Source organism: Streptomyces sp. NPDC029526, from assembly GCF_040637405.1.
In the GTDB taxonomy this organism is placed as follows: domain Bacteria; phylum Actinomycetota; class Actinomycetes; order Streptomycetales; family Streptomycetaceae; genus Streptomyces.
The window spans coordinates 1-17,379 of sequence record NZ_JBEZWE010000003.1; the positions used below are offsets into that span (position 1 = coordinate 1).

A 17,379-nucleotide genomic window follows, 5' to 3' on the forward strand; every position below is an offset into this window, starting at 1 on the left:
ACGCCCGGTTACATTCCGAACCCGGAAGCTAAGCCTTACAGCGCCGATGGTACTGCAGGGGGGACCCTGTGGGAGAGTAGGACGCCGCCGAACAATTTTTGTGGAAGGACCCCTGGTCACCAGCGTTCAGCTGGGACCAGGGGTCCTTTTTCATTTTCTGAAGCGCGCCGGGTACCCGGCGCGCGAGATACTTGCGGTACCGAAGACAGGAGTCACCATGTCCACCAACTCTCCCGGCGACCGACCGGAACGCGATCAGCGGCGACGGGACAGTGGTGACCGATCCGACCGTGGCGGCCCGCGTCGGGGCGACGACCGCGACCGCGGATTCCGCAGGGACGAGCGTCCTCCCTTCCGGCGCGACGACCGCGACCGGGGTGGTGACCGGGACCGGGGTGGTGACCGGGACCGGGGTGGTGACCGGGACCGCGGATTCCGTCGTGACGACCGGAACGACCGTGGCGGCCGGCCCGAGCAGCGGGGCGGTTACCGGGGGCGGGACGAGCACCGCGGTGGTGATCGCGGCGGTTACGGCGGCCGCGACGACCGCCGTGACGACCGTCGGGGTGGTGACCGGGAGCGGTACGGTCAGCGCCGCGACGAGGACCGGGGTCACGGTCGCCGCGACGACCGCCCCCGTGACGACCGACGGAGCGACGATCGCCGGGGCGATGACCGGGGCTACCGGGGCGAGCGCGGCGGTTTCCGGCGCGATGATGCCCGTGGCGGCGACCGCGGTGGATACCGGGGCGCCTACCGGGGCCGTGACGACGACCGGGGGCCCAGGAGCGGCGGTTTCCGCGACCGGGACGACCGAGCCGGCCGGGACGACCGCGGTGAGCAGCGCGGCGACCGCGGGGGATTCCGTGGGCGTGACGACCGCGGAGGATTCCGCGGCCGGGACGACCAGCGCGGGGACAGCCGTGGCGGTGACCGCGGTGGATACCGGGGCCGTGACGACAGCCGAGGTGGTTACCGGGGTCGCGACGATCGCGGTGGCCGTGACGACCGTGGTGGCTTCCGCCGCGACGACGACCGTGGCCGTGACGACCGTGGCGGTTTCCGTCGCGATGACAGCCGTGGCCGTGACGACTTCCGGGGCCGCGACGACCGCGGTGGCTTCCGTCGTGACGACAGTCGTGGTCGTGACGACTTCCGGAGCCGTGACGACCGCGGTGGCTTCCGCCGCGATGACAGCCGCACCCGTGACGACAGCCGTGGCCGTGACGATCGTGGCGGTTTCCGTCGCGATGACAGCCGTGGCCGTGACGACTTCCGTAGCCGTGACGACCGTGGTGGCTTCCGGGGGCGGGACGACAGCCGTGGCCGTGACGACCGTGGCGGTTTCCGCCGCGACGACAGCCGGGGCGGCGACCGGGGCGGCTTCCGCGGGCGGGACGACCGTGGTGGGCGTGGCGGGCCGCGCCGGGACGACCGGGGCGGTCGGCCGGGTGGCTTCCGTGGGCGGGACGACCGGCACGGCGGCGGACGCTTCCGTGAGGAGCGGGACCGCGACCGCGAGCCGATCAAGCGGCTGCCCATCCCCGAGGACGTCACCGGCGAGGAGATCGACAAGGACGTGCGGCAGGAGCTCCAGAGCCTGCCCAAGACGCTCGCGGACGACGTCGCCAAGAACCTGGTGATGGTGGCCCGGCTGATCGACGAGGACCCGGAGGGTGCCTACGGCTACTCCAGGGTGGCCCTGCGCCTCGCCTCGCGCGTGGCCGCCGTCCGGGAGGCCGCCGGGTTCGCCGCGTACGCCAGCCAGAAGTACGCGGAGGCGCTCGCCGAGTTCCGTGCCGCCCGGCGGATGACCGGCACCGTCGAGCTGTGGCCGCTCATGGCCGACTGCGAGCGCGGACTCGGCCGGCCCGAGAAGGCGTTGGACATGGCCGGTGCTCCCGAGGCGCACAAGCTGGACAAGGCCGGCCAGGTCGAGATGCGGCTGGTCGCCGCCGGCGCCCGGCGTGACATGGGACAGCTGGACGCGGCGATCGTGACCCTGCAGAGCTCCGAGCTGGCGTCGAACTCCGTCCAGCCGTGGACCGCGCGGCTGCGGTACGCCTACGCCGATGCGCTGCTGGCCGCCGGGCGGGAGGACGAGGCCCGCGAGTGGTTCGCGAAGGCGGTCGAGGCCGACCGGGACGGCAGCACGGACGCCTCCGACCGGTTGGCCGAGCTGGACGGTGTGGCCTTCGTCGACGCGCTGGCCGACGACGAGGAGCCCGACGCCGCCGACACCTCCGTCGGGCCGGAGCATGCCCCCACGGCTGAGGCACCCACTGCTGAGGCGCCCACCGCTGAGGCCCCCGCCACTCAGGCCCTCGAGGCCGAGGGGACCCCGGCCGAAAGCGGCGGCACCGCCGGGGGCGGCGACGCCACGGCGGAGGAGCCGGGCCGCTCGGCCGCCTCGGACGCCGAGAAGGACGACTGAGGCGCACGGAAGTACCGAGACGCGCACGCATAAGGGGTGCGGGACCGCCGAGCGGTCCCGCACCCCTCGCGTTCCTCCGGGGCGGTCAGAGGTCCAGGGCGCGCAGGACCAGGCCCGAGGCGGGTTTCGGGCCGAAGGACGTCGACTTGCGGGGCATGGTGACGCCCTGCTGCGCGAGGTCCCGGACCACTTCCTCGCGGACCGGGTGCATCAGCACCGCCGTCCCGCCGTCCCGTTCCGCCTTCTCGACCGTCGCCGCGGTGTCGTGGATGTAGGCGATGTGCTCGGGGGAGTCCTCGGGGATCCGCCAGACGTGGTCGAGGAGGGTGGCGTGCAGGACCGTCGCGTCCAGGGTGCGCCAGGCCTCCGGGCGGTCCGCCGGGACCGTGCGGGACAGCAGTTCCGGGGACGGACGGTCGACCAGGTGGAAGGCGCCGTCCCCGGCCAGCAGGAAGGCGTTGCCCGCCCCGGTGGCCTCCGCCAGCGCATCCAGGGCGGCGGGCAGCGGCAGGTCGAGTCGGCGGACCCGGAACAGTCCGTCGAGGGCGGCCAGGGCGTCCCCGACCGGCAGGTCGTGCAGCAGCCGGTGGATGGCGCGCACCCGCAGCGGATAGCGGGCGGTGTCGACGAGCAGCACCAGGCCGTGGTCCCACGGGCCCGGGGAGGGGTGCTCGGCGCGGAGCCTGCGGTAGGTCGCCCAGCGGTGGTGGCCGTCGGCGATGAGCGCCTGATGGCCGCTCAGTTCCTTGCGCACCGCGGCCAGGTCCGCGGGGTCGGTGACGGACCACAGGCGGTGCCGGAAACCGTCCTCGGTGGTGGTCGCGAACAGCGGCGGTCCCGCCGCCGTGCGCTCGACGAGGTCGGCGGTGACGGCGGCGGAGACCGGGCCGTCGCCGCGGTAGGTGAGGAGGAGGGGCTCGAGGTTGGCCGAGGTGGCGCGCATCAGGGCCGCGCGGTCGGCGACGATGTGCGGCATGACGTCCTCGTGCGGCAGGACCACCTGCTCCTCGGGTTCGGACACGCGCAGGGTGCCGATGAGGCCCCGTTGCAGCAGCCCGTCGTCGTCGCGCTGCTCGTAGACGTAGAGGCCGGGCTCCGGATCGGGGGTCAGGACGCCCTGCTCGCGCCACCGGTTCAGCGTGTCGGCGGCCTGGGCGTTGCGGGCCTCGGGGGTGTCGGCCTCGGGCAGGATCAGCCGGACGATGTTGTACGGGTCCGCGGACTGGAGGTGGTGCAGGCCGTCGGGGCGGACGACGACGTCGTAGGGCGGGGATGTCACGGCGGCCAGGCTGCCGACCCGGTCGGGGTCGTAGCGGAGGCCTCGGAACGGGGTGAGTTCCAGGCCTCGGTGCGCCTTTGCTTCCGAGTGACCTGCAGTGTTCATCCCGGCATCGTACGGGTGTCGCGGGCATGGGGGATGATCGGGGGAAAGCCGTCGAACGAGGAGCGATGCCGGATGAGCGGGAGCGTCAGGACGAGGCCCGAGGCGAGTGGACAGGCCCTGGCCGAGGCGTACGACACGGCGCTGCTCGACCTCGACGGTGTGGTGTACGCGGGCGGGAACGCGATCGCCTACGCCGTCGAGTCGCTGGCGACCGCCCGTGCCGGGGGCATGCGGCTGGCGTACGTGACCAACAACGCGCTGCGCACCCCGGACACCGTGGCGGCGCACCTGACCGAGTTGGGGATACCGACGGGTGCCGGTGAGGTGATCACGTCCGCGCAGGCGGTGGCCCGGCTCATCGCCGATCAGGTGCCGCCGGGCTCCCGGGTGCTGGTGGTGGGTGGCGAGGGGCTGCGGGTCGCGCTGCGCGAGCGGGGGCTGGAGCCCGTGGAGTCGGCGGACGACGATCCGGTGGCGGTGGTGCAGGGGTACGGAGGGCCTGATCTCCCGTGGGGGCGCTTCGCTGAGGCGAGTTACGCCGTCGCCCGGGGGCTGCCGTGGTTCGCGTCCAACACCGACCTGACGATCCCGAGCGGGCGGGGTATCGCGCCCGGCAACGGCGCGGCCGTGGAGGTCGTGCGGATCGCCACCGGGGCGGAGCCGCAGGTGGCGGGCAAGCCGCTGCCGCCCATGCACCGCGAGACGATCCTGCGGACGGGGGCCGAACGGCCGCTGGTGGTGGGGGACCGTCTGGACACGGACATCGAGGGCGCGTTCAACGGCGGGGTCGACTCGCTGCTGGTGCTGACCGGCGTGACGGACGGCGCGCAGCTGCTGGCGGCGCCGCCGCGGCACCGGCCGACGTATGTCGACGCGGACCTGCGCGGGATGCTGACCGGGCAGCCGGAGGTCGTCGAGGCCGGGGCGGGCTTCCGGTGTGGTGGCTGGACGGCGGTGGCGGGTGCCGACCGGCTGGAACTGGACGGTGAGGGCGGCGCGCTGGACGGGCTGCGGGCGCTGTGCGCGGCGGCCTGGACGGCGGCCGGGGACGGTGCGTGCACCCTGGACGCGGAGAAGGCGTTGGCTCGGCTGGGGTGGTGAGGCGCCGGGCGCGGCAACTGCGGCGGTCGGCATCGGTCGGCATCGGCGGTAGGCGGCGTCGTCGTCGGTGGTGGTGTCCTCCGCGTCGGCCGTGCGCGTCCGACGCCGGCCGTCCTGTCCGGTTCGTCCGGAGCCGGCGTCGCGGGTGGTGTGCTCCGTGGCGGCCGTGCGCGCTCGCCGGGAACGAGGGCCGGTGTGCCGGGCCGCCGCCCGGGCCGAGGCCGTCCGCGGTCCGCTGTGGTCCGCGCGGGAGGTGCGGGGATCCGGCCCGTACGGGAGCTGCGGGGATCGTGAACAAATGGGAGGGTAGGCTAACCTAACTGCGTGTTGGTCGAGAGTCCCCCAGAACAGCGCGCGGCCCCAGCCCCCGGGCCCCGGAACCGCCGGGCGCTCCGGGCCTTCGGGCTGCTGCTCTCCGTGGTCGTGCTCGCGCTGGTCGCCGTGGCGAGCATCGCGATCGGGGCGAAGGAGCTGTCCCTGGAGCAGGTGTGGCACGGCCTGTTCCACGACACGGGCACCTACGGGGACGTGGTCGTCGCCGACCGCCTGTCGCGGACGCTCCTCGGGGTGCTGGCGGGCGCGGCGCTCGGCCTGGCCGGCGCGGTGCTGCAGGCCCTCACCCGCAACCCGCTGGCCGACCCGGGACTGCTCGGCATCAACGCGGGCGCCTCCGCGGCGGTCGTCACCGCCATCACCTTCTTCGGCGTCACCTCGCTGTCCGGCTACGTGTGGTTCGCCTTCTGCGGGGCGGCGGCGGTCGGGGCGCTGGTGTGGTTCCTCGGCGGCAGCCGGAGCGCGACCCCGGTGCGGCTGGTGCTCGCGGGCACGGCCATCACCGCCGCGCTGTTCGGCTACCTCCAGGCCGTGATGATCCTCGACGACGCGGCCCTGGGGAAGATGCGCTTCTGGACCGTGGGCTCGCTGTCCTCGGCCGACGACTCGACCATCGTCCAGGTGCTGCCGTTCCTGCTGGCCGGAACGGTGCTGGCCCTGGGGCTGGCCCGCCCGCTGAACGCCATGGCGATGGGCGACGACACCGCCAAGGCGCTGGGCGCCAACCTCAACCGCACCCGGGCGCTGTCCATGCTGGCCGCGACCGTGCTGTGCGGGGCCGCGACCGCCGCCTGCGGGCCGATCGTGTTCGTCGGCCTGATGGTGCCGCACGCCGTGCGCTCCTTCACCGGGCCCGACCTGCGCTGGATCCTGCCCTACGCGGCGGTCCTGTCGCCGGTGCTGCTGCTCGGCGCCGACGTCCTCGGGCGGATCGTGGCCCGGCCCGCGGAACTCCAGGTGGGGATCGTGACCGCGGTCATCGGCGGCCCGCTCTTCATCTTTCTGGTACGACGGCGGAGGACGGCCCAGCTGTGAAGACCACCCGTGCGCTGCGCACTCCCGGCGGGCTCTCGGTCCGGCTGGACGTCCGCGCCACCGTCGTCGTCGCCCTGCTGATGCTGGCCGCGCTCACCGCGAGCGTGGTGCTGATCGGCACCGGCGACTTCCCGATCCCGGCCGCCGACGTGGTCCGGACCCTGTTCGGGCAGGGGGACGCCGGCCAGGAGTTCATCATCACCGAACTGCGGCTGCCCCGCGTCCTGGTCGGGCTGCTGGTCGGTGCCTCGCTCGGCCTGGGCGGCGCGCTGTTCCAGTCCATCTCCCGCAACCCGCTGGGCAGTCCGGACGTGCTGGGTCTCGGGCAGGGCGCCACGGCGGGCGCGCTGGTGATGATCGTGCTGTTCTCCGGCTCGGCGAACCAGGTCGCCCTCGGTGCCCTGGTCGGCGGGCTCGTGACCGGGTTCGCCATCTACGTGCTCGCCTGGAAGCGGGGCGTGCACGGCTACCGGCTGGTCCTGGTCGGCATCGGCGTGTCCGCGATCGTGACCGCGGTCAACGGTTACCTGCTCACCAAGTCCGACATCGTCGACGCGGCCCGGGCGATCGTCTGGATCACCGGTTCCCTCGACGGCCGCGACTGGGACCAGGTGTGGCCGCTGGCCGCGCTGTGCGCGGTGCTGGTGCCGCTGGTCCTCTCCCGCTCCCGCGGGCTGCGCATGATGGAGATGGGCGACGACATCTCGTACGCCCTCGGGGTGCGGGTGGAGCGCGTACGGCTGCTGCTGATGCTGTCGGCCGTGCTGCTCACCGCCTCGGCGACCGCCGCCGCCGGACCGGTCGGCTTCGTGGCGCTCACCTCCCCCCAGCTCGCCCGGCGGCTGACCCGTTCGCCGGGGCCGAACCTGGTGGCGTCGATGTGGATGGGCGCGGCCCTGCTGGTCACCGCCGACTGGGTGTCCCAGCGGGCGTTCGGCGCCGACCAGTTGCCGGTGGGCGTGGTCACCGGCGTGCTCGGCGGCGTCTACCTGCTGTGGCTGCTGGTCAGCGAGCGCCGGGCGGGCCGGATATGAGGGCGCCGGGCACCGACCGCAGCGGACCGAACAACCGAAGGAGCACCGTGAACCGACTGTCCGCCGAGGACGTGACCCTCGCCTACGACCAGCGCGTGATCGCCGAGCGGCTGTCGGTGGAGATACCGGACAACTCCTTCACCGTGATCGTCGGCCCCAACGCGTGCGGCAAGTCGACGCTGCTGCGGGCGCTGTCGCGGATGCTCCGGCCGCAGCAGGGCCGGGTGCTGCTCGACGGGCAGGCCATCCAGTCGCTGCCGGCGAAGAAGGTGGCCCGCACCCTGGGCCTGCTGCCGCAGTCGTCGATCGCGCCCGACGGGATCACCGTCGGCGACCTGGTGGGCCGCGGCCGTTACCCGCACCAGGGCCTGCTGCGCCAGTGGTCGGCGGAGGACGAGCGGGTGGTCCGGGAGTCGATGGACCGCACCGGCGTGGGCGACCTCGCCGACCGGCACGTCGACGAGCTGTCCGGCGGTCAGCGGCAGCGGGTGTGGATCGCGATGGCGCTGGCCCAGCAGACCCCGCTGCTGCTGCTCGACGAACCGACGACCTACCTGGACATCCACCACCAGATCGACGTGCTGAACCTGTGCGCGGAACTGCACGAGGAGCACGGGCGGACCCTGGTCGCCGTCCTGCACGACCTCAACCACGCGGCGCGCTACGCCACCCACCTCATCGCCCTGCGGGACGGGAAGGTCGTGGCCGAGGGCGCTCCCGGTGACATCGTCACCGCGGAACTGGTCGAGGCGGTGTTCGGGCTGCGCTGCCAGATCATCGACGACCCGGAGACGGGCACCCCCCTGGTCGTGCCGGCGGCGCGCAGGTCACGTACGGCGGCGGACAGGGCCCGGACCGCGGAGACCGCCAAGGCGTCCTGACCGGCGGCGGAACGGGTCCCGGGGCCGGTCACAGCAGTTTGCGGAGCCGGAGCAGGTCGCGCAGGCCCGCCTCCAGCCGTACCCGGCCCGAACCCCAGGCGCGGGCGAAGTGCAGGTCGCCGCGAACGAGGGCGAGCAGGTCGTCGCCGGTCATGGCGAGCCGGATCTGGGCCCTCTCGCGCGGCGGGCCGGGACGGGTGTGGTGGACGTGGAGGCGTCCGCCGCCGAGCCGGCCGGCGAAGGTCACGTCCAGGTCGGTGATGTGGCAGCTGACGGAGCGGTCCAGGGAGGCCGCGGCGCGGACGTCCCCCTCCGCGCCGCTCATGGACTCCGAGAGCTGGTCGAGTGCCGCACGGCACTCCTCGATCGTGGCCATCGCGCAGACGGTACCGCAGGCGTTCGCGGTAGCGTCGGGGCATGAACGACGCAGTGCCGCAGTCCGGCGCCGACCGGACACCGCGGCGGCCGGCCGGAGCGCCGTCCCGGCCGCTGTGGGACACCGGGGAGCAGCGGGCGCCGGAACCGGCGGGCGGGGAGCCCGACGCCGGGGAGCGGGCGCCCGGCGGCCCGGACGCCCGGGCGACGCCGTCCGCCGGCCCGGACACCGCCGCCCATGACACCGCCGCACCTGACACCGCAGGGCTGGACACCGTGGGGCCGGACGCCGCAGGGCCGGACACCGTGGGGCAGGCACCGGCCGGGGAGCACGCCCCGTACGCGTACCGCCCGGCGGAGCCCGCTCCGCTGGGCGTGCCGCTGGTGCCCACCGGTGACCCGGGGGTCGACGCCCTGCTGGGACGGCTGGCCGACGCCGACCACCTCACCACCGACGGGCACCTGGAGGTGTACGAGGATGTACACCGGGGGCTGCGCGACGCGCTGACCGCGCTCGACGCCCGCCCGGGACCCCCCGCGCCCCCGACGGCACACGGACACAGGAGCTGAACCGAACGTGGCAGGAGTCGCACGCCGCCGTCTCGACGCGGAGCTGGTACGCCGCAGGCTCGCGCGCTCGCGCGAGCACGCCGGACAGCTGATCGCCGCCGGGCGGGTCACCGTCGGCAAGACCGTTGCGACCAAGTCGGCCACCCAGGTGGAGACCGGCGCCGCGATCGTCGTCGCCGAGGACGCCGAGGACCCGGGCTACGTCTCGCGCGGCGGCCACAAGCTGGCCGGCGCCCTCGCGGCGTTCGGGCCCGCCGGGCTGGTCGTCGAGGGGCGCCGGGCGCTCGACGCCGGCGCCTCCACCGGCGGTTTCACCGACGTGCTGCTGCGGGCCGGGGCGGCGCACGTGGTCGCCGTGGACGTCGGATACGGCCAACTCGCCTGGTCTCTCCGCAACGATGAACGCGTCACCGTCAAGGACCGTACGAACGTACGGGAGTTGACGCTGGAAGCGATCGATGGGGAGCCTGTGGATCTTGTCGTGGGGGATCTGTCCTTCATTCCGCTGGGGCTGGTGCTGCCCGCCCTGACGCGGTGCACGGCCCCGGACGCGGACCTCGTGATGATGGTGAAACCGCAGTTCGAGGTGGGCCGGGAACGGCTGGGCAGCGGCGGTGTCGTCCGCAGCCCCGAGCTGCGCGCCGAGGCCGTGCGGGGGGTGGCGGCCAAGGCGTGGGAGCTCGGGCTGGGGACGAAGGGCGTCACCGCCAGTCCGCTGCCCGGACCGTCCGGGAATGTCGAATACTTTCTGTGGCTGCGGGCCGGTGCTCCCCAACCGGACGCGGCCGACATCGACCGTGCTGTGGCGGAGGGGCCGCGTTGACACAGAACCGAGCTCGTACTGTTTTCCTGCTCGCCCACACCGGGCGGCCCGCGGCCATCCGCAGCGCGGAACTGGTGGTCAGGGGCCTGCTGCACTCCGGGCTCGGCGTGCGGGTGCTGGAGGACGAGGCGCGCGACCTGCCGCTGCCCGACGACGTGGAGACCGTCAAGGAGGCCACCCCGCAGAGCCTGGACGGCTGTGAGCTGCTGATCGTGCTGGGCGGCGACGGCACCCTGCTGCGCGGCGCCGAGTTCGCCCGGGCCTCCGGGGTGCCGATGCTCGGCGTCAACCTGGGCCGGGTCGGGTTCCTCGCCGAGGCCGAGCGGGACGACCTCGACAAGGTCGTCGACCGGGTGGTGAGCCGGGCCTACGAGGTCGAGGAGCGGATGACCGTCGACGTCGTCGTGCACCGCAACGGCGACATCGTGCACACGGACTGGGCGCTGAACGAGGCGGCCGTGCAGAAGGTCTCCGCCGAGCGGATGCTGGAGGTCGTGCTGGAGATCGACGGCCGTCCCGTCACCGGCTTCGGCTGCGACGGGATCGTCTGCGCGACCCCCACCGGGTCCACCGCCTACGCGTTCTCCGCCGGCGGCCCCGTGGTGTGGCCTGAGGTGGAGGCGCTGCTGATGGTGCCGATCAGCGCCCACGCCCTGTTCGCCAAGCCGCTGGTGACCTCGCCGGACTCGGTGCTGGCGGTCGAGATCCTGCCGCACGTCCCGCCGGGGGTGCTGTGGTGCGACGGACGGCGGACCGTGGAGCTGCCGACGGGCGCCCGCGTGGAGGTGCGGCGCGGGGCGGTGCCGGTCCGCCTGGCCCGGCTGCACCACGCCTCGTTCACCGACCGGCTGGTGGCGAAGTTCGCGCTGCCGGTGTCGGGCTGGCGCGGCGCGCCGCACTGAGGCACCGGCGGTCCGGGTCCGGGAAGACGACCGGAACGGCACGACCGCCGGGCGCCTGCGCTGCCGGGCCGCCCATGTCGCCGGACGTCTGCGCTGCCGGGCCGCCTGTGTCGCCGGGCGCTTGCGTCGCCGGACCGTCCGCGCTGTCGCTCCCGGCACCGGCTGGCCTCGTCCCGCGGACGCGGACGCAGGCACGGGCGGTGCTCCGGCGGGCCGCCCGACGTGCGGCGCACCCGTCGCGGCCCCCGGCCGAGGCCGCATCCCCGCCGAGGCCGCATCCCCGGCGGTCGCCCGCGGCCCGAAGGGGTGGTTCCGCCGGGCCGCCGACATCGGGCCGTTCATGGCCGTTCGTCCTGCTCTGCGCGCCGGGGCACGGCGTCCACTCCTGCGGGTGACGGGGGTGGGCCGCTCGCACGGGCGGGCTTCGACCTCGTAAGGTCTTCAGCGTGTTGGAGGAGATGCGGATACGGTCGCTCGGAGTGATCGACGACGCTGTCGTCGAGCTGTCACCAGGCTTCACCGCCGTCACCGGTGAGACGGGGGCGGGCAAGACCATGGTGGTCACCAGCCTCGGGCTACTGCTCGGCGGGCGGGCGGACGCGGCGCTGGTGCGGATCGGGGCCCGGAACGCGGTCGTCGAGGGCCGGGTCGCCGTGCCCGGGGACGCCGCGGCCGTCGTGCGCGCGCAGGAGGCCGGGGCCGAGCTCGACGACGGGACGCTGCTGATCAGCCGGACCGTTTCCGCCGAGGGCCGCTCGCGGGCCCACCTGGGCGGCCGGAGCGTGCCCGTGGGCGTGCTCGCCGAACTCGCCGACGAACTGGTGGCCGTGCACGGCCAGACCGACCAGCAGGGACTGCTGAAGCTGTCGCGTCAGCGGCAGGCGCTCGACCGGTACGCCGGGTACGCGGTCGCCGTCCCGCTGGGCAAGTACACCGAGGCCTACCGGCGGCTGCGGACCGTCTCCGCGGAACTCGAGCAGATCACCACGCGGGCCCGCGAGCGCGCCCAGGAGGCGGACCTGCTGCGGTTCGGCCTCGACGAGATCGCCGCCGTGGAACCCCGGGCCGGCGAGGACGTGGAGCTGGCGGAGGAGGCCGAGCGGCTGGGCCACGCCGAGGCGCTGGCGTCGGCGGCCGCGGCCGCGCACGCCGCCCTGGCCGGGAATCCGGAAGACCTGGAGGGCGTCGACGCGGGCACCCTCGTCGCGGGCGCCCAGCGGGCCCTGGAGGCCGTACGGGCGCACGACCCGGCACTGGCCGCGCTCACCGACCGGATCGGCGAGATCGGCATCCTGCTGCGGGACGTGGCCGGGGAGCTGGCGGGCTACGCCGACGACCTGGACGCCGACCCGCTGCGGCTGGCGGCCGTCGAGGAGCGGCGGGCCGCGCTGACCGGACTGACCCGCAAGTACGGCGAGGACGTCGCGGCCGTGCTGGCCTGGGCCGAGCAGGCGGCGGCCCGGCTGACCGAGCTGGACGGCGACGACGAGCGCATCGGTGAGCTGACCGCCGAACGCGACGCGCTCCGTGCCGAGCTGGGCGAGCTGGCGACCGCGCTGTCGCAGGCGCGGGCCGAGGCGGCGGAGCGGTTCGCGGCCGCCGTGACGGCCGAGCTGGCCTCCCTGGCGATGCCGCACGCGCGGGTCTCGTTCGACCTGCGGCAGACCGAGGACCCGGACGGCATCGAGGTCGGTGGCCGTACGGTCGCCTACGGGCCGTCCGGCGTCGACGAGGTCGAACTGCTGCTGGCCCCGCACCCCGGGGCGCCGCCCCGGCCCATCGCCAAGGGCGCCTCCGGAGGTGAGCTGTCCCGCGTGATGCTGGCCGTGGAGGTGGTGTTCGCGGGCAACGACCCCGTCCCGACGTACCTCTTCGACGAGGTCGACGCCGGCGTGGGCGGCAAGGCCGCGGTGGAGATCGGCCGACGGCTGGCGCGGCTGGCGAAGACCGCGCAGGTCGTGGTCGTGACGCATCTGCCCCAGGTGGCGGCCTTCGCCGACCGGCAGCTGCTGGTGGAGAAGACCGACGACGGATCGGTCACCCGCTCCGGGGTGAAGGTGCTGGAGGGCGAGGACCGCATCCGGGAGCTGTCGCGGATGCTGGCCGGGCAGGAGAACTCCGAGACCGCCCGGGCGCACGCCGAGGAACTGCTGGAGACCGCCCGTGCGGAGGTCTGACCGGCGCCGCCCGGCGCGCGGCACAGCCGGATGACCGGCGGCAGGACGCGCCGCCGGGTCGTCCCGGCGCCCCTCGCCGCCCTGCTGACCGCCGCCGCCACCGGGGTGCTCACCCGGGCGGGCACGGCCGCGCTCCGGGCCCGGCCGCCCGGAGGGCCGGCCCGCTGGGAGCGGAGCAATCACGCCGGGCGGGCCGTGACGCTGTACGCCGGGCCCGCCGCCGCGCTGGCCGCCGCCGCGGGGGCGGCAGCGGTGCGGCCCGCGGCCGGGGCGGCGGTGCTGGTGGCCGGCGCGTGCGGCGCGTACGACGACTTCGCCGGGGCCGGGGACCCGCGGCGCGGCTTCCGGGCCCACTTGGGCGCGTTGCGGGACGGCGAGGTGACCAGCGGTGCGGTCAAGCTGTTCGGGATCTCGGCGGCCGCTCTCGCCGGGGGCGCGGCGCTGGTGGAACGGCCCCTCGACCGACTGCTCGCCGGGATCGTGATCGCCGGGACCGCGCACGCCGTGAACCTGGTGGACGTCCGGCCGGGCCGGGCCGCCGCGACGGTGCTCGCCCTGGCCGCGCCGGGACCGGCCCGCCGGGGCACCGCGACGGCCGCCCTGGCCGCCGCCGCGGCCGGCGCCGCCACGGCCGTGCTGCCGGACGACCTCGCGGAACGCGGGATGCTCGGGGACACGGGGGCGCACGCCCTGGGCGCGGCGCTCGGCGCGGCGATCGTCGCCGGCACCGGACGGGCCGGCCTGGCGGCCCACGCGGCCGCCCTGGTGGCCGTCGCGGCGTGCGGCGACCGGGTGAGCGCAGTGGCCCGCCGCCCGCCGCCGGCCTCCGTCCGGAACGGCACCTTCCTTCACTCGAACGGGTGATGGATGGCTCGGCGCTGACGGGGACGGCCCCTGCCGTCGGGTCGGGAACGCCCGTACGCCCTGGCATCCTTGACGGAGTACGCGAAGGAAACACGCGGTCCACCCCCTCCGCGTGATCCTTCTGTACGTTCGTCGTGACCGCCCGACCCGAACCAGGAGCCCGGCCACGTGACCCCCGCGAGCAGCCACTCACCGCACGGCCGGTCGCCGCTGCGCACCGTGCAGGTGCTGGGCGGGGGCAACGCCGCCACCGGAGCGCACGTGCGCTCGCTGACCACGGGGCTCGTCGCGAGGGGCGTGCGCGTCACGGTGTGCGCCCCCGTCGAGGCGGAACACACCTACGACTTCACCGGAACCGGAGCCGCCCACCTGCACGTGCCCCGCAGCAGCGACCCGGCCTCGGTCGCCGCCCTGCGGGCCGCCTGCGCGCACGCCGACCTGGTCCACGCCCACGGGCTGCACGCCTCCTTCCGCGCCGCGCTCGCCCTCAGCGGCAAGCCCACCCCGCTGGTCGTCACCTGGCACGACCGGGCGCACGCCGAGGGGCCGCGCGCCCACTTCCTGCGCCTGCTGGAACGCCGGGTCGCCAAGGCCGCCACCGTCGTCCTGGGGACCACGTCGGCGCTGGTGGACCTGGCCCGCCGTACCGGCGCCCGCGACGCCCGCCTCGCGGCGGTCCCGCCGCCCGCGCGGCCCGCCCGCACCGACTCCGGGGACCCGGACCGCCTGCGCCCCAAGGTGCGGGCCGAACTCGGCGCCACGGGCCGCCCGTTGATGGTCGCCGCCGGCGCCCTGGAACGGCACCGGGGCCACCGCGCCCTGCTGGACGCCGCGCACGCCTGGATGCGGCTGGACCCCTCCCCGCTGGTGGTGATCGCGGGCGAGGGACCGCTGCGGCCCGAACTCCAGCGGCGGATCGGGGCCGAGGACCTGCCGGTCCGGCTCCTCGGCCGGCGCGACGACGTCACCGACCTGCTCGCCGCCGCCGACATCGCCCTGCTGACCGGCCGCTGGGCGGCGCGCTCCCGGTTCGCCCAGCAGGCCCTGCAGGCGGGGGTGCCGCTGGTGGCGACCCGGGTCGGCGGCACCCCCGAACTCGTCGGGGACGCCGCCGAACTCGTCCCCTACGGCAACGCCCGCGCCCTCGCCGACGCCGTTCTGCGGCTGCTCGCCGACCCCGCGCGGCGGGAGCAACTCCGAGCCCGGGGCGCCCGGCAGGCGGCCGGCTGGCCCACCGAGGACGAGACCGTCGCCCAGGTGCTCAGCGTCTACGACGAGTTGACCCGTCCCCTGCCGCTGATCTGACCGCGTCCGTGCTCCGTCCGGGTCCGCGACATGTCCGCGTTCCCCATCCCTCTGCGTCCGTGATCCGTTCGGGTCCGTGATCCGCCCGCGTGGTCGGTCCGTCCGCCTTCCCGATCCGTCCGCGTCTCGGTGCGTCCGACTTCTCGATCCGTCCGCGCCCCCGAGTCGTCCGCGTCCCGGGCCCGGCTGCGCCACCGTTCCTGCGGGCGTCCCCGTCACTCCGGGAGTCCCGGCGTCGTCGATGTCCCCGCGCCGCACGCGTCCTCGACCGGTCCGTGTCCCTGGCCGGCCGCGTGGTTGATCCGCCCGCGCGGTCGATCGGCCCGCGCGGTCGATCCGTCCGCGGCCCTGACCGGGCCGCCCGTGCGGTCGCTTCGCTCGCGAGGTCGGTCGGAGCGCGCGGGCGAACCGCAGGGGCGGCCGGTCCGCCAAGGCGTCCGAGACGGCCGCACCCCCGGTCAGGACACGTGCCGACGCGCCCGCAGGGCCAGGCTGAGGGCCAGCACCGTGTGCGGGTCGTCGAGGTCGCTGCCCAGCAACTCACCCAGGCGGGCAAGGCGGTTGTAGAGCGTCTGCCGGTTCAGGTGCAGCTCCCGCGCCGTCTCCGCCTTGCGCCCCGCGTGCGCCAGATACGTCTGCAGCGTCGGCAGCAGCGGGGGCCGGGAGCGGAGGTCGTGCTCCAGCACCGGGCCGATCGCCCGGTTCACGAAGGCCGCCAGGTCCGGGTGGTCGCGCAGCCGCCACAGCAACAGGTCGATGTCCAGGCGCCGGGCGTCGTACCAGGGCCGTTCCGGCAGCCCCTGGGCCGCCGTCGAGGTCTCCGCCGCGTGCCGCAGTCCGGCCGCCGCGGCGGCCCAGCCGCCCGCCGGCCCGACCACCACCACCGGCGGCTGCGCCCCCGCCCGCCGCATGCCCGCCCGTTCCACACCGGCCCGCAGCGCCGCCGCAACCCGGTCGGCGACCACCGGCCGTTCCGTCTCCGCGCGCAGCCCCAGCAGCAGCGGCACCCGCCCCTCCACCGGCCGCACCCCCAGCAGTACCGGCATCCCGAGCGCGGCCAGTTCCTCGGCGACCGCCCGGGCCAGCACCGCCCAGCCGCCGCCGTGCGGGGACAGGGCGTCGCCGATCCGCATCACCACCGGCAGCAGGGGACCGCCGCCCGGCTTGAAGCCCAGGACGCGGGCCTGCGCGGGGGCGTCCTGCGCAGTCACCCGGCCCTCGGCGAGGTCGGAGAGGAAGTCGCCGCGCCCCCGCGCCGCCAGTTCCTCCTCCTGGCGCGCCTGCATCAGCACCACGGCGAGGATGTCGGCGGTGCGCTCCGCGGCCATCCGGTGCACCGGCGCCGTCGGGCCGCGCACCGGCAGCAGCACCAGGCGCGCCCGCACCCCGCCGCTGCCCGGGCCGCCACCGGGCACGTCCACCAGCACCGAGCCGGCCGGCGGGTCGTCCTGGTGGCGGTCCCGCAGCCCCTCCCACACCTGGAGCGGATCGGTGCCCTCCGGCCCGTCCCCGGCGGCGTACAGCAACTGGCCGTCCGACGTCTCCAGGAACACCGGGTTGCCGGTGAACCCGGCCAGGATCTGCAGCACCTGCGGCACCCCGCCTCCGCTCAGCAGCGCCTCGGTGCAGCGCCGGTGGACCTCGTCGGCGCGCCGCAGCAGCGCGTAGTGGCCGTTGACGATCTCGGTGTGGATCTCCTCCGTGACCGTCACGAACGGGACCTGGCGGTGCAGTTGGACCAGCGGCAGCTCCGCGGCCCGGGCGGTGTCCACGAGGGCGGCGGGCAGCCGGGTGAAGCGGGTGCCGAGTTCCACCACCAGGGCGGCGATGCCCCGTTCGGCCAGCGTGCGCACGAACGCCCGCTGGTCGGCCGGGCGGTTGCCCATGCCGTAGCCGGTGGTCAGGAGCAGCTCGCCGCCCTTGAGCAGCGAGGCGATGTGGGGCACCTCGCCCGCGTGCACCCACCGCACGGTGCGCTCGAGCCGCTCGGTGCCCGCCACGACCTCGGGGAGGCCGCCGCGCAGCCCGGGAAGCTCCAGGGCCCGCCGCACGGTGATCCCGGTGCCCCGGGCCCCCCGCTCCTCGTCCGCGCCGCTCCTGCCGCTGTCCATGCCCCGGACGCTACCCCCGCCCCGGGGCGCGGGGCACCTCCGGACGTGCC

The 17,379-nt window shown here is 75.4% G+C and carries 15 protein-coding genes and 1 rRNA gene; 13 read left to right on the plus strand and 3 right to left on the minus strand.

The window, feature by feature from the left end; all coding sequences use genetic code 11:
- The 3 genes from rrf to AB0F01_RS10910 all read left to right on the plus strand — a co-directional run.
- Positions 1–93, plus strand: a 5S ribosomal RNA gene (rrf, locus tag AB0F01_RS10900); the annotation flags it as partial.
- Positions 94–275: 182 nt separating this feature from the next.
- Positions 276–1,643: a hypothetical protein gene (locus tag AB0F01_RS10905; protein ID WP_362093597.1), complete on the plus strand. Its 1,368-nt coding sequence runs from the start codon at positions 276–278 to the stop codon at positions 1,641–1,643.
- A complete protein-coding gene (locus AB0F01_RS10910) occupies positions 1,535–2,434 on the plus strand; it encodes a tetratricopeptide repeat protein (RefSeq protein ID WP_362093531.1) in 900 nt (299 codons plus the stop codon). Before AB0F01_RS10905 ends, AB0F01_RS10910 begins: the two co-directional genes overlap by 109 nt.
- A gap of 85 nt (positions 2,435–2,519) precedes the next feature.
- Here AB0F01_RS10910 and AB0F01_RS10915 read toward each other — a convergent pair whose 3' ends face one another.
- On the minus strand, positions 2,520–3,818 hold the full coding sequence (locus tag AB0F01_RS10915; RefSeq protein WP_362092620.1) for a DUF1015 domain-containing protein: 1,299 nt from the start codon (positions 3,816–3,818) through the stop codon (positions 2,520–2,522).
- A gap of 72 nt (positions 3,819–3,890) precedes the next feature.
- On the opposite strand from AB0F01_RS10915, the gene AB0F01_RS10920 reads away from it, so the two are divergent.
- The 4 genes from AB0F01_RS10920 (at position 3,891) to AB0F01_RS10935 (ending at position 8,202) form a co-directional block, all read left to right on the plus strand.
- Entirely contained in the window at positions 3,891–4,919 is a 1,029-nt protein-coding gene (locus tag AB0F01_RS10920) for an HAD-IIA family hydrolase (protein WP_362092623.1), read from the plus strand.
- A 324-nt stretch (positions 4,920–5,243) separates the two neighbouring features.
- Positions 5,244–6,287, plus strand: a complete 1,044-nt coding sequence (locus tag AB0F01_RS10925) for an iron chelate uptake ABC transporter family permease subunit (protein ID WP_362092626.1) — start codon at positions 5,244–5,246, stop codon at positions 6,285–6,287.
- On the plus strand, positions 6,284–7,321 hold the full coding sequence (locus tag AB0F01_RS10930) for an iron chelate uptake ABC transporter family permease subunit (protein ID WP_362092629.1): 1,038 nt from the start codon (positions 6,284–6,286) through the stop codon (positions 7,319–7,321). Before AB0F01_RS10925 ends, AB0F01_RS10930 begins: the two co-directional genes overlap by 4 nt.
- Positions 7,318–8,202: an ABC transporter ATP-binding protein gene (locus tag AB0F01_RS10935; protein ID WP_362092631.1), complete on the plus strand. Its 885-nt coding sequence runs from the start codon at positions 7,318–7,320 to the stop codon at positions 8,200–8,202. The genes AB0F01_RS10930 and AB0F01_RS10935 overlap by 4 nt, the downstream gene beginning before the upstream one ends.
- 28 nt (positions 8,203–8,230) lie before the next feature.
- Here AB0F01_RS10935 and AB0F01_RS10940 read toward each other — a convergent pair whose 3' ends face one another.
- Positions 8,231–8,578 carry a sterol-binding protein gene (locus AB0F01_RS10940; RefSeq protein WP_362092634.1) on the minus strand — a complete coding sequence of 116 codons (348 nt, stop codon included), beginning with the start codon at positions 8,576–8,578 and terminating at the stop codon, positions 8,231–8,233.
- Between the two features lie 305 nt (positions 8,579–8,883).
- On the opposite strand from AB0F01_RS10940, the gene AB0F01_RS10945 reads away from it, so the two are divergent.
- The 6 genes from AB0F01_RS10945 (at position 8,884) to AB0F01_RS10970 (ending at position 15,218) form a co-directional block, all read left to right on the plus strand.
- Positions 8,884–9,147 carry a hypothetical protein gene (locus AB0F01_RS10945; protein ID WP_362093533.1) on the plus strand — a complete coding sequence of 88 codons (264 nt, stop codon included), beginning with the start codon at positions 8,884–8,886 and terminating at the stop codon, positions 9,145–9,147.
- Between the two features lie 7 nt (positions 9,148–9,154).
- Positions 9,155–9,970 carry a TlyA family RNA methyltransferase gene (locus AB0F01_RS10950; protein WP_362092637.1) on the plus strand — a complete coding sequence of 272 codons (816 nt, stop codon included), beginning with the start codon at positions 9,155–9,157 and terminating at the stop codon, positions 9,968–9,970.
- Complete coding sequence (locus AB0F01_RS10955) at positions 9,967–10,872, plus strand: NAD kinase (RefSeq protein WP_362092640.1); 906 nt, start codon at positions 9,967–9,969, stop codon at positions 10,870–10,872. The genes AB0F01_RS10950 and AB0F01_RS10955 overlap by 4 nt, the downstream gene beginning before the upstream one ends.
- Positions 10,873–11,330: 458 nt before the next feature.
- Positions 11,331–13,049 carry a DNA repair protein RecN gene (recN, locus tag AB0F01_RS10960; RefSeq protein WP_362093536.1) on the plus strand — a complete coding sequence of 573 codons (1,719 nt, stop codon included), beginning with the start codon at positions 11,331–11,333 and terminating at the stop codon, positions 13,047–13,049.
- A 30-nt stretch (positions 13,050–13,079) separates the two neighbouring features.
- Complete coding sequence (locus AB0F01_RS10965; RefSeq protein ID WP_362092643.1) at positions 13,080–13,913, plus strand: hypothetical protein; 834 nt, start codon at positions 13,080–13,082, stop codon at positions 13,911–13,913.
- 168 nt (positions 13,914–14,081) lie between these two features.
- Entirely contained in the window at positions 14,082–15,218 is a 1,137-nt protein-coding gene (locus AB0F01_RS10970) for a glycosyltransferase family 4 protein (protein WP_362092646.1), read from the plus strand.
- Positions 15,219–15,676: 458 nt separating this feature from the next.
- On the opposite strand, the gene AB0F01_RS10975 is transcribed toward AB0F01_RS10970, so the two are convergent.
- Complete coding sequence (locus AB0F01_RS10975) at positions 15,677–17,329, minus strand: PucR family transcriptional regulator (RefSeq protein ID WP_362092648.1); 1,653 nt, start codon at positions 17,327–17,329, stop codon at positions 15,677–15,679.
- Positions 17,330–17,379: the final 50 nt, after the last annotated feature.

Coding starts and splice junctions, on each gene's coding strand:
- AB0F01_RS10915 (WP_362092620.1), bottom strand. CDS start 3,818: ATGAACACTGCAGGTCACTCGGAAGCAAAGGCGCACCGAGGCCTGGAA.
- AB0F01_RS10920 (WP_362092623.1), top strand. CDS start 3,891: ATGAGCGGGAGCGTCAGGACGAGGCCCGAGGCGAGTGGACAGGCCCTG.
- AB0F01_RS10935 (WP_362092631.1), top strand. CDS start 7,318: ATGAGGGCGCCGGGCACCGACCGCAGCGGACCGAACAACCGAAGGAGC.
- AB0F01_RS10940 (WP_362092634.1), bottom strand. CDS start 8,578: ATGGCCACGATCGAGGAGTGCCGTGCGGCACTCGACCAGCTCTCGGAG.
- recN (WP_362093536.1), top strand. CDS start 11,331: ATGCGGATACGGTCGCTCGGAGTGATCGACGACGCTGTCGTCGAGCTG.
- AB0F01_RS10965 (WP_362092643.1), top strand. CDS start 13,080: ATGACCGGCGGCAGGACGCGCCGCCGGGTCGTCCCGGCGCCCCTCGCC.
- AB0F01_RS10975 (WP_362092648.1), bottom strand. CDS start 17,329: ATGGACAGCGGCAGGAGCGGCGCGGACGAGGAGCGGGGGGCCCGGGGC.